General features: G+C 38.0%; 10 protein-coding genes. 3 read left to right on the top strand and 7 right to left on the bottom strand.

The window, feature by feature from the left end; all coding sequences use genetic code 11:
- Positions 1-35 precede the first annotated feature (35 nt).
- Both BM294_RS05855 and BM294_RS05850 read left to right on the top strand, forming a co-directional pair.
- Positions 36-2219, top strand: a complete 2184-nt coding sequence (locus BM294_RS05855; protein WP_139225855.1) for a sensor histidine kinase — start codon at positions 36-38, stop codon at positions 2217-2219.
- Complete coding sequence (locus tag BM294_RS05850) at positions 2200-3888, top strand: D-alanyl-D-alanine carboxypeptidase family protein (RefSeq protein WP_091205699.1); 1689 nt, start codon at positions 2200-2202, stop codon at positions 3886-3888. Before BM294_RS05855 ends, BM294_RS05850 begins: the two co-directional genes overlap by 20 nt.
- 98 nt (positions 3889-3986) lie before the next feature.
- Here BM294_RS05850 and BM294_RS05845 read toward each other — a convergent pair whose 3' ends face one another.
- The gene (locus BM294_RS05845) at positions 3987-4541 is read right to left on the bottom strand and encodes a M48 family metallopeptidase (RefSeq protein ID WP_091205698.1); all 555 of its coding nucleotides are present in this window, start codon (positions 4539-4541) and stop codon (positions 3987-3989) included.
- A 115-nt stretch (positions 4542-4656) separates the two neighbouring features.
- Complete coding sequence (locus tag BM294_RS05840; RefSeq protein WP_091205697.1) at positions 4657-4887, bottom strand: HPr family phosphocarrier protein; 231 nt, start codon at positions 4885-4887, stop codon at positions 4657-4659.
- A gap of 882 nt (positions 4888-5769) precedes the next feature.
- Here BM294_RS05840 and BM294_RS05835 point away from each other — a divergent pair.
- Positions 5770-5967, top strand: coding sequence for a hypothetical protein (locus BM294_RS05835; protein ID WP_091205695.1), 198 nt, complete (start codon positions 5770-5772; stop codon positions 5965-5967).
- Positions 5968-6093: 126 nt separating this feature from the next.
- Here the strand turns inward: BM294_RS05835 and BM294_RS05830 are convergent, their stop codons facing one another.
- The 5 genes from BM294_RS05830 to fabF form a co-directional block, all read right to left on the bottom strand.
- On the bottom strand, positions 6094-7584 hold the full coding sequence (locus BM294_RS05830) for a UxaA family hydrolase (RefSeq protein ID WP_091205693.1): 1491 nt from the start codon (positions 7582-7584) through the stop codon (positions 6094-6096).
- A 78-nt stretch (positions 7585-7662) separates the two neighbouring features.
- A complete protein-coding gene (locus tag BM294_RS05825; RefSeq protein ID WP_091205691.1) occupies positions 7663-9156 on the bottom strand; it encodes a tagaturonate reductase in 1494 nt (497 codons plus the stop codon).
- A 259-nt stretch (positions 9157-9415) separates the two neighbouring features.
- Positions 9416-9880 carry a MarR family winged helix-turn-helix transcriptional regulator gene (locus BM294_RS05820; RefSeq protein WP_091205690.1) on the bottom strand — a complete coding sequence of 155 codons (465 nt, stop codon included), beginning with the start codon at positions 9878-9880 and terminating at the stop codon, positions 9416-9418.
- 234 nt (positions 9881-10114) lie between these two features.
- Positions 10115-10591: a 3-hydroxyacyl-ACP dehydratase FabZ gene (gene fabZ, locus BM294_RS05815; protein WP_175494549.1), complete on the bottom strand. Its 477-nt coding sequence runs from the start codon at positions 10589-10591 to the stop codon at positions 10115-10117.
- Positions 10592-10706: 115 nt separating this feature from the next.
- Complete coding sequence (fabF, locus tag BM294_RS05810; RefSeq protein WP_091205688.1) at positions 10707-11948, bottom strand: beta-ketoacyl-ACP synthase II; 1242 nt, start codon at positions 11946-11948, stop codon at positions 10707-10709.
- Positions 11949-12060 lie beyond the last annotated feature (112 nt).

Here is a 12060-nt window from a genome sequence, read left to right as displayed (position 1 = left end):
ATCTCTTGCCTGGCGTTATCATTATTACAAATAATATGAAAAAGACTATTACAGCAATTATCAATTTCACATCGATACTTATGATCATATTCAGCATAGGTATGCTTACACTTGGTGCCGCCGAGGGATCAGCTCTTGAATTTATTCGTCAGCCAAATTATGTCCAGAGTTCTTCATATGAAGCTAAAGCCAATCATATGATCACCGATATATTCGATTATGTTCAATTAACAGACATTTTCGAACAGGATGGCAAATTGAATCTCGGACTCATTATTGCTCAGGCTGACGTACAGGGGCAGAATGTCTCCTATTCTCTTGATTACCTGATCCAATATGCCAGATCCATGGGATACTACTTCGATGCCTGGAATCAGCTTCAGACCAATGGAACCAGAACTATCTCCAAAGAAGAAGACGAATTGAACCATCAGATAATCGTTCAATACAGAGCATATCTTCCAAACTACAAGCAGTCCAGTCCCACAGATGGTCAGATGTCTCTTGGATCATTGGCAGAGGAAGCTCTTACTTATCTGGCGAGGTACTACGCGGTAAAAAGCGAATTCAGCAATGACAGTACAAACTTTTTCTTCAATATAACCTATACTTCTAAAAATTCTAAGGTTATATTCACAAATGCTCCAAACCTCTCTGAAAATGATATAAGAAACCTTCCAAGCTATGCATACTCTGATTCAACTTCTCTTGAGGTATCCACAAGCTTTAAGAATCTGCCTCAAAATCTTATTCCTCTTTTACAGGCAAGAAATCCTTTTGATTCAGATAAATCCCAGTATCATTTTTCAGTAGGAATAGATACATCATTCCCTTATGCTGATAGTTTTCAAAAAAATGCGGAACTATATAACAACCACCGTACCACAAGTGTTGTGGGGCTTACTATTCTTTTTATCTCAGCACTGATATCACTGGTATCTATCGGGTTTTTGATTCTTTGGACAGGCCACGGAAGTGATATCACGGATACAAAGATACATCTCTATAAGGCAGATGATTTCCCTATTGAATGCGTCATTGCAACATTCTTAATCTGGGCAGTATTTACAGGATTATTATCTCCTACTCTTATCGAGTCTGTTGAACGCATCATAGGAACAGTACCTGATTCATATTTTTTTGAATCATCACTCAGTTTCCTGCTAAAGTATATAGTATTTGTTCCTATGGCTTTGTCCATTATCAGAAATTACAAAGCTGATCGTATATGGAAAAACAGCTTATTAAAGAAGATATATGATATTTTTGGATATTATGTACACAGCGCTGAAAGAACAGGTTCCAAACTTTTCAGCTATATTCTGTTCGTACTTCCAAATTTGTTTGCTATCATAATGATTGTCATGCTCTTTATTAACTTTTTCACTCAAGAAAGTCTGAAGTCTTTTCTTGCCGCAGTAGCTATACTTATCATTATCATGGCTATTGATTTCTATACTTGGAATATATCCACCGGACTTAGCAAGGCTGTTGATGAGCAGGTCAGATCAGAGCGTCTCAAGGCCGACCTGATCACAAATGTATCACATGATCTTAAGACACCTTTAACTTCGATCATCAGCTACGTTGACCTGATGAAGCGTGAAGAAATCGACAATCCAAGGGTTCAGGAATACTTAAAGGTATTGGATCAGAAATCAACCAGACTTAAAACTCTAACAGAAGATCTTGTAGAGGCAAGCAAGGCAAGTTCCGGAAATGTAAAAATAGATTTTGCCGATATCAACTATAACGAAATCGTTGAACAGGCTCTCGGCGAGTTTGAAGATAAAACTAATGCATCCCATCTCGAGATGATACTTAATTACCCGGATCATCCGGTAATGATTCGCGCAGACGGCAGGCATTTATGGCGTGTCATCGAAAATCTTTTAAACAATTGCTGCAAATATGCATTACGCGACTCAAGGGTTTATGTGGATATAAAAGAAGATGAGGAATCGGGTACCGCCTCATGTACCATAAAAAATATATCCTCAAGACCTCTCAATATCTCTCCTGAAGAGTTGACAGAAAGATTTGTACGCGGCGATGTAAGCCGTACTACTGAGGGGTCTGGTTTGGGTCTTTCCATCGCAAAGAGTCTCACTAAGCTCATGAATGGAGAACTGGTTATAACCATTGATGGTGACCTGTATAAGGTATCTGTTATTCTAAAAAAGGCTGTAAAAGAAGCAAATGATAAAGACAATGTATAAAAACGCAATTTTACATAAATACAGTAAACGTATCTTACTGGCATTTACCATATCTTTACTTGTAACTAATTCCATAAGTATCTGTACTGAATGTAAACGCACTGACAATTCTTCAATATTATCGACCGGAATCTTAGAGATTCTTGGCAACTCAGTATTACCTATAACCGCTTATGCTGAAGAAGGATGGCCTCAGGCATCATTTTCACTCAATTCAGAGGGTGCAATACTGATTGATGCAGACTCAGATGCCATCCTATATGAGAAAAATGCAACAACCGCATACTATCCTGCTTCCATTACAAAGGTACTTACTGCAATACTTGTTCTTGAGAATTGTCAGAACCTGGATGATAAAGTCACCTTTTCATATGCTGCGGTTAACGGCAATCTGGAACCTAACTCTACTATAATCGGAGCTGTTCCCGGCGATAAGCTTTCGGTTCGTGACTGCCTATATGGTCTACTCCTGCATTCAGCCAATGACTGTGCCAATGCTTTAGCAGAATACATTGCCGGCTCCAATGAAAAGTTTGCCGATATGATGAATACAAAAGCAGCTGAAATCGGATGCGTTAATTCACATTTTGCAAACCCTTCAGGTCTTAATAATCCTGAACATTATACCTGCGCATACGATTTTGCAAAAATAATGCAGTATGCTATAAAAAACGATACTTTTAGAGCTATTGACGCAACACAGGTATATACACACGCACCGATAACAAAGTATCCCAATGATGACGATTCGGAAAATACTGTTTACGCCCATCATCATATGATGAGACGAAGTTACAAAGAGTATTATCCCGGAGTATTCGCAGGAAAAACCGGATATACAACATTGGCGGGAAACACTCTTGTAACCGCGTGCAACAAGGACGGAATGACACTTATATGTGTCATCCTTAACGGTCATAATTCCCAATACACAGATACTAAGAATCTATTTGATTTCGGATATCAGAACTTCAAGTCTCTTGAAGCTTCATCTTATGACGAAAACCTAAAAAAGCTTACAAGCAATCTAAAGGTAAATGATATACAGATTGTAAATACTTTAGGATTTGAAATTCCTTCCTCATATCATGTTACTATTCCGGCAGGTTCTGACTTTTCTTCAGTCACAGGTGCTATATCTTATGATCTGTCAGATGCCGAGAAAACTGACGGATCCTTTGCACGCATAACCTATACATATGGTGACAGATCAGTAGGCAATGCTTACGTCAGATTAAATGATCAGGTAAATTATTCTCCTAATGAGAAGGACAGCATTTCATCTTCCGATGTTGACAGTATTACAGAAACAATACCTGAGAGCATAAGTGTAAACTACAGTGATCCTATGCGTCCTACAGTTTCAGGCCAGCTCTCTGTAGACTCCTCGGACAATCATGCACCTATCGTTCTTAATCAGAAAGAAGGTCGTATAGAGGTTCAGAAGCCAATTATACGATTATTGCTTATTCTTGGTGCTATAGGACTCCTTTCAGGAACTGTTTTTGGAATATACTACCTCCTGGAGCGTAGGGAAGAATTCATAAGAAGAAGACGAAGAACACGTATGCTTAAGCATACAAACGATCTGTCAAGGGCTCAAAAAGCCCGCAGAGATCTGCTTCTTAACAGTCGTTCCAAAAGAAGCAGAAAAAAAAATAAGAACTAAAAAAAGACCAATCATTTTCAAAATGGTTGGTCTTTTTCCTACTATCGAATCTCTATTCTTTCTTAAATATAATTCAGCAGTAACATCTTCTTTGTCTATTATTCACTCATACGGCCTATAATAACTCCGCCATTATCATTAAGCCATTTTCGTCTCTTTTTATAGTCCGGAAGAACCTTTTCAACCTCTTCCCAGAATTTATACGAATGATTCATCTCTTTTCTATGGCAAAGCTCATGCACTATAACATAATCTATTATATCCGGTGGTGTAAGCATTAGCAGGCAATTAAAGTTCAGATTCCCCTTAGCACTACAGCTTCCCCAACGACTCTTTTGATTTCTTATAGTTATGCGACCATAGCTTACACCCACTCTTGGCGCAAAGAATTCAACACGCTTTGGAATATATGATACTGCCCGATCTCCCAAAATTCTGATTTCATCATTAGTGAGCGGTTCCACACTGTCTGCCCGCTCAATTTCCTTATTTACTTTATCCACATGTTCTTTAATCCATTTTGCTCTCTTCTGCAAAATATCTTGTATTTCGGCATCTGTAGTACGATATGGAGCTTTTATGATAACCTGAGCTTTACTGTTTACAGTAATTACTATGGATTTTCTATTGCATCTTTGAATTTCTATTTGCATATGTACCTCTTTTAAGATTCATATTATCACGGCCCCGGAGATTAGGATATAGAAAAAGAAAAAAACGCCCGAATTGGGAATTCACCCACTCCGAACGCCTTTAGCTTGTTTATGATCACTCTACGATAAAATCTTTAAGTGATGTTTGTACATCTGCAAGATTCTCTGTTCTAAACTTGAGGCTGAGAACTTTACCAAGTCCCATATAGATTATTCCAAGTATTGACTTGGCATCAACAATCTTTGATCCCTGTACAAGATCCACATCAAATGGAAGTCTTGATGTCAACTCAACAAAATCGCTTACTGCTTCACGATTTGGAATCATAATGCTTAATTCACTCATCGTATAGTTCCTCCTGAAATACACTAAAAGGGATCATCCGTTTATCCCAATTATTTATCAAACTGGTGACATATCATATCACCTTATTATTAAATTATTCATAACTAACTTTTCAAATTATCAAGTTGCTTATCCAATCTCGAATAAACATAATTCACAATTATGGTAAACTTTTACTTAAACGTTTACCAAATAACTATTAGTTATGTATGATTTAATTTTCAGAGATATTAACACCACAATTATCAAAAATCAATGCACTTTTACAAAGCTTAATACTTTTTGTAATAATTTCACATATAATAAATCATTTTTTCATTAAAGATTATAGCCCTTTTATATTCGACACTTTTCTCCCTTTTGTTCATTTTGCCTTTATGGTACATTTTCGTGACTGATTTTTTGAGTTTATAAAACTGTTCTATGTATCATATAAAAATACTCTATTATATTTTGTTTACCATTCTGCCAAACAAACATATTTTAATACAATAATTAATATGTATTATGGCAATTATCAGATAACTATTCAGTCTTCTGTCATCTTAATTATCCTTATATTATTCATCTTCGATTTTTAATAATTATTTCACTTAATTCACCATATTATCCCCAAAATCTTTTTTAGTGCATTTTACACTATTACATCCTTTATCACTCGACTAAATATTTCTTATATTTCTCGAATGAAATTCATCAAGATAAGTACTTTGTGCAATATGCATTATATATTTATTTTTATGGTGACAAATTAATAGAATGTGCTATAATACCTACTTGTATATAGAGTTTTTAAGATTTGCCTGTTGATCATCCGGCATGATCAACTGTATGTTTGGCACATATTCAGCTCTTTGATAACTGAATAAGGAGGGGATAACGATGGATAGAATTCGTAAAGTTCTGTCACAGTTAAACGGAGACCATCAGATTAATGTTTACCGTATTAATTCCAAGTTAGATATCGAGATGACAAGTACATCTGTTGATTCTTTCCTTGGTATGATTTCAAACGGTTCCATGGATCCAAACCAGGTGGTTGAAATCAAGTGTGACAAGAACATCATTTTTGCTGTTTAATAGACATTTTATTCCGGATATCAATCGAGTTTCGCAATCATCCGGTCTTTATATTAAAAACATTTATGTCTAAGGCTCTACGTAATAAAAACCTGAATCGGTAGACCGATTCAGGTTTTTATTTTATTAAAGTACAACTCCGTCTTTAAATATTGATATTTCTCTAAAACCGTGTTTTTCTGCTTGTGTCTGCTTTCCTGATGCTATTTCCTTAACAAACTCAAAAAGTCTTCTTCCGGCATCATCAACCGATTCTCCCTGTGAAGCAACCGGTCCCGCATTGAAATCAATCCAGTTCTTTTTCTTTTCAGCAAGTCTGTCATTGGTTGCAATTTTTGCAACAGGAGCAGGCGCGCCAAAAGGAGTTCCTCTTCCTGTTGTAAACAAAATAACAGTACATCCTGCAGCCGTAAGATTTGTGCTGGAAACCAGATCATTACCCGGTCCGTAAAGCAGATTAAGTCCCTTGGTATGTACAGGTTCAGCATAGGTCAAAACATCTGATATTGCTGCCTTTCCACCCTTTTGAACACATCCACAGGATTTATCCTCAAGTGTAGTTATTCCACCTTCTTTGTTTCCCGGTGAAGGATTATCATAGACCACTTCATTATGACTGATAAAGTAATCCTTAAATCCATTCAGCATATCGGAAGCTTTCTTAAATACTTCCTCATTTATGCATCTATCCATAAGCATACTCTCAGCACCGAACATCTCCGGAACCTCTGTAAGAATGGTTGTTCCTCCCTGCGCCACAATCATATCTGATACACGCCCTACCGTAGGATTTGCTGTGATTCCAGATAGACCATCTGAACCACCACACTTCATTCCTAATACAAGCTTATCAATACCTACAGTTTCTCTTTTAAACTTTCCGGCATATACTGCAAGCTCGTGTATAAGCTTAGATCCGGTCTCAAACTCATCTTCCACATCCTGGCATGTAAGAAACTTCACTCTATCATTGTCATACTCTCCAAGTTCCTCAAGGAACTGCTCATGTGTGAGATTCTCACATCCAAGGGACAGAACAAGTACCGCTCCGGCATTAGGATGACGTACCAGGTCTGCCAAAACTTTTCTTGTTTGAGCATGGTCTCCGCCTGTCTGAGAACATCCAAAGGGGTGAGTATAAGTGTAAAGTCCTTCTATAGAACCCTTAACTATATCCTGATTCATCTCCACAAGATGTTTAGCCACATCATTAACACATCCTACAGTCGGAATGATCCATACCTCATTACGTGTTCCAACTTTTCCATCAGGACGTACATACCCTTCAAAAGTTTCTGTAGGAACTTCTTTCTTCTCAGGTACAGCAGGATTGTAGGTATATACTACCTCTCCACTTAAATTAGTTTTCATGTCATGTGTGTGTACCCACTGACCAACCTTGATATCTTCTGTTGCATGACCGATGGAAACACCATATTTTACAACCTGTTCATCAGCCTTTATTGGCTTTACCGCAACTTTATGTCCCTGAGGTATATCTTCAATTGCAGTTATAACCGAATCAGATATCCTGATTTCATCTCCTTTTACAATCGGTGCAATAGCAACTACAACATTATCCTCCGGATTGATATGTACCACTTTTGCTTTAGCCATAGTTTTTCTCCTGTTTTGTAAAAACGTCAGTCTTCGCAAATGACATTTCACAAAAGACTGACGTCAGATTAATTCATATTACAGTACGGATGCGTATGCAGCCTTAGCTCCCTGCTCTCTGATAAGAGTAAGATTTTTAACTGTAGTCTCTTCAAAATCCTTTACTTCTGTAAGATCCTGTCCCCAGAAATCAACATTTGTCATAACTGTATGAACAAGCGTCTTAACATCATCAGCCTTGTGAGCATCGTAGAAGTCAAGAACTTCCTTATCATCCTGAATCTTATATTCATTTCCTGCCGCACGCTTGCAAATGAGTCCATCCTCTTCACGACGCTGCACATTGTTGCTGTAGAAAGCGATATATGCGGCAAAACTCATTGCAAGAACCTCAGGCAGCTTTCCAAATTTATCAACATACTCAAGAAATGATGGCATATTTCTTGCCTTCCACTTTGATGTTGAATTAAGTGAAATACTCATGAGCTGATGATCTACAAACGGATTGTTAAATCTGTCTTCAACAGCTGCTGCGAAGTTCTCACAATCTTCCTTATCAAGTGGAAGGATAGGAATGATTTCATCCTGAAGCATCTTATTCATATAGTTCTTAACCACATCATCATGCATACAATCACGAACGATATCGAAACCGGCAAGATAAGCTCCAAGTACGAAACCTGTATGTGCACCGTTAAGAATGCGAACCTTTCTCTTCTTGTAGGGCGCAACTTCAGGAACAACATGAACATTTACTCCTGCCTTCTTGAATGGCAGCTTGTCCTCAAGCTCCTTCGGACCCTCTATATACCATACTCCGAATACCTCTCCTACATCTGTGAGTGGATCAGTATAACCATTCTCCTTCTCAATCTCTTCAACTTCCTTAGGATCACGGATACGTCCAGGAACGATTCTGTCAACGAGTGTAGAACAGAAAAGCACCTCTTCATTTACCCACTTTTTGAAATCTGCTCCAAGATTCCACTCATCTATGTGACGGTTAACAATCTTCTTGAGCTCCTGACCGTTAGCATCGATAAGCTCACATGAAAGAACAACAAGTCCGCCCTTTCCTGCCTTAAATCTCTCATAGAGGATTCTTGTCATCTTTCCGGGGAAGGAAACAGGTGGCTCCTGATCGAACCTGGTATCTGCATCGTAAACGATTCCTGCTTCTGTAGTATTTGATACGATATATTCAAGATCATCTGACTTGGCAAGCTCAAGAAGCGCTTCAAATCCTTCCTTTGAATATGGGTTTATAGCATCCTTACATACAGAAATAACTCTCTTGTTATTAACCTTCTTACCATTCTCTGAACCACGAAGATAAAGTGTATAGAGCCCCTCCTGCTCATTGATAAGCTCTGTAAGTCCCTGTGCAATCGGCTGAACAAGTGTAACCTTTCCATTCCACCCCGCCTTCTCATTTGACAGATCAAAGAAATAATCAACAAAAGCTCTAAGGAAATTTCCTTCTCCAAACTGCATAACTTTTACAGGTGCATCCTTAAGGACATATCCCTGATAACCAGACTTCTCAAGTACCTGATAGTTTAACTTTTCCATTAAAATAGCCCCTTTCAAACAAATCCTTCATATATTTACTGCTAATGCTTACGGCAACCTGTGCTCTTCAGCCTAATTTTGTAAGCGCTTACATTTAATATATTCTGTTTATTACACAAAGTCAATTAGTAATAAACGTACTAATTTCTATTGTTTTTTTGTCAGTATTTCACTAATGCTTCCCTAAAGTATTCTTATACTAAAAAACGTTTGGATATAAATCCAAACGTTCTCATCCTCTTTCTTATTATCAACAACCTCATCTGCGATCACTTTTTTTGAAGTGACTCGGATCAAGTTCAGGAATAATCTCTTCAGTAATAGTGGCTACCATTTGATCTAATCTTTCTATGTCCTCTTTAGAAAAACGTTCTTCACATCTGTCAACGATCTTCTGAAGAAACTCATAACTGCTCTTATAATAAGCATCAAGCTTATCAGTTGCACGTAAAAAGTACTCTCTGTGATCTGACTCAGATTGTACTTTTTCTATATATCCTTTCTGAACCAATGCGTTAACTTTATACGCTGCATTAGGAGCTGATATTCCCATCATCTTGGCAAATTCAGCCACAGTTGGTTCTCCAAGAGATTTTATACATTCCAGACTGAAAGCTTCTACTGATGTCAGTGAATCATCAAAGGTTTTTTCCTTTGAAAAGACCTGCATATAAAAATGGACTCTGAATCTATTGTACAATTCTTCAAAAGCATTACTAAGCATACAAAAACATCCTTATATCATAAAAGATAGACATGGAAAAACTTCAATAACCTTTCACCGTGCTATAGAAGTACCCCACACAGCATATTATAACATAACTCTTAAATACAAATAAGGCAAATAGTCACTTATCCCAGATCTTAACAGTTAAACCGTTATTTTTTAATCGAATGATTTGTACACTTTCATAACGTTTTTATCAAACAAAATCAATAAGTTCGCTCCAATACCCTATTACTGTATAGCAAATGTCAACTCTGCCACAACAGCAGTTCTACCACCTACAAGAGCAGTTGCAGTACCTATCCCAACAGGACCATGCATTCTTGTAAGCTCACAATGAAGTTCCAAAACATCTCCCGGTCTTACCTGACGCTTGAATCTTGCATTTTTAATACCACCAAAAAGAGCTATTTTACCTTGATTTTCAGGCATACTAAGTAATGCTACTGCTCCCGTCTGAGCAAGTGCTTCAATTATCAGTACTCCAGGCATTACAGGATACTCCGGAAAATGACCCTGGAAAAAAGGCTCATTAACACTTACACATTTGGTGGCATCCGCAAATTTCCCAGGTTCAAAATCATTTACATGATCTATAAGAAGAAACGGATATCTATGTGGAATTATTTTCTTGATTTCTTCTATATTAAGTTCCTTTGGCAATCTTGCTTCAGAAGCCTCATTAACTTTATTTATTTCATCTGCCATAACTGTATATAAACTCCAATCTTAAAATGTATATGATCGGAGCTTTTCCTTTCTTTGTATTCTTACTGGTCTTTATCTGAATTGTGCATTATCAGACAACTATATTTTATGGTATTCATGCCTTAGCAAAAATAAGACAGGCATTATGTCCACCAAATCCCAGTGAATTACTTAAGGCATACTTTAAATCTGCTTTCCTGCCTTCATTTGGAACAACATCAAGATCACATTCAGGATCAGCATTTCTGTAATTTATAGTTGCCGGTATGAAACCATCCTGAAGAGCTTTCACACAGAAAACCGCTTCTACGCCTCCTGCTGCACCAAGCAGATGCCCGGTCATAGACTTAGTTGATGAAACCGGAACATCATAAGCATGATCTCCAAATACAGACTTGATTGCCTTTGTCTCACAGGAATCATTCAGATGTGTCGAAGTTCCGTGAGCATTTATATAGGAAATATCATAACTATCTATACCCGCATCCTTTATTGCAAGACGCATGCAATCAGCTCCGCCTTCACCCTCAGGATTCGGGCTGGTAATATGATAAGCATCACAGTTTGCTCCGTATCCCACGATTTCAGCAATGATTTTTGCCCCACGGCGAATTGCATGCTCTCTTTCCTCCATGACGATGATTCCTGCGCCTTCACCCATAACAAATCCACTTCTCTCATTGTCAAACGGAATACTTGCACGATTCGGATCTTCAGAATGATTAAGAGCTCGCATGCTACTGAATCCACCAATCCCAAGCGGAGAAATGCATGCTTCTGTTCCACCTGCAATCATCACATCTTCATAGCCGTCTCTTACTCTGTGAAATGCATCACCTATGGCATTGGATCCTCCTGCACATGCTGTTACAGGGCAGGTACACATCCCTTTGAACCCATTACGGATTGCAACATTGGCAGCAGCCATGTTTGATATAGTCATAGGTATAAAAAACGGAGATACTCTTTCAAATCCATGATTCAAAGCCTTCGAATGCTCAGCTTCAATTGTATCAAGTGCTCCGATTCCGGAAGATACTATGACACCTATACGTGATGCATCATACTCATCAGAATCCTTTATTCCACTCTGCCTGATAGCTTCTTCTGCAGCTATGATTGCGAATTGTGTAAATCTGGACATATGTTTCTGCTCACGTCTGTCGATGATCTCTGATGGATCAAAGTTCTTTACTTCACCCGCAAGCTTAACAGTGAAATTTTCTGTGTCGAAATGTGTTATGGGTCCAATTCCGCAATATCCTTTTTGTATATTCTCCCATGACTCAGACACATTATTACCTGTCGGGTTTACTGTACCGATTCCTGTTATAACTACTCTTCGCTTATTATCCATAAAGATCTCCAATCTATTTTTCCGTACCCACTGCTTTCCGCCGGTCAACACCGGGCTTGTTGCCCTGTGTTGATTTTGCTCTGCAAAACAGTTTTTCTTCGAAAAACTGCCA

The sequence above is a fragment of the Oribacterium sp. WCC10 genome (genome assembly GCF_900113415.1).
Taxonomy (GTDB): Bacteria; Bacillota; Clostridia; order Lachnospirales; family Lachnospiraceae; genus Oribacterium.
This window is presented reverse-complemented; position numbering and strand designations above follow the sequence as displayed.

Excerpts from the sequence above, each read along its gene's own strand:
- BM294_RS05820 (WP_091205690.1), bottom strand. The coding sequence starts at position 9,880 with ATGCTTAGTAATGCTTTTGAAGAATTGTACAATAGATTCAGAGTCCAT.
- BM294_RS05835 (WP_091205695.1), top strand. The coding sequence starts at position 5,770 with ATGGATAGAATTCGTAAAGTTCTGTCACAGTTAAACGGAGACCATCAG.
- BM294_RS05855 (WP_139225855.1), top strand. The coding sequence starts at position 36 with ATGAAAAAGACTATTACAGCAATTATCAATTTCACATCGATACTTATG.
- fabF (WP_091205688.1), bottom strand. The coding sequence starts at position 11,948 with ATGGATAATAAGCGAAGAGTAGTTATAACAGGAATCGGTACAGTAAAC.
- fabZ (WP_175494549.1), bottom strand. The coding sequence starts at position 10,591 with ATGGCAGATGAAATAAATAAAGTTAATGAGGCTTCTGAAGCAAGATTG.
- BM294_RS05845 (WP_091205698.1), bottom strand. The coding sequence starts at position 4,541 with ATGCAAATAGAAATTCAAAGATGCAATAGAAAATCCATAGTAATTACT.
- BM294_RS05850 (WP_091205699.1), top strand. The coding sequence starts at position 2,200 with ATGATAAAGACAATGTATAAAAACGCAATTTTACATAAATACAGTAAA.
- BM294_RS05840 (WP_091205697.1), bottom strand. The coding sequence starts at position 4,887 with ATGAGTGAATTAAGCATTATGATTCCAAATCGTGAAGCAGTAAGCGAT.
- BM294_RS05830 (WP_091205693.1), bottom strand. The coding sequence starts at position 7,584 with ATGGCTAAAGCAAAAGTGGTACATATCAATCCGGAGGATAATGTTGTA.
- BM294_RS05825 (WP_091205691.1), bottom strand. The coding sequence starts at position 9,156 with ATGGAAAAGTTAAACTATCAGGTACTTGAGAAGTCTGGTTATCAGGGA.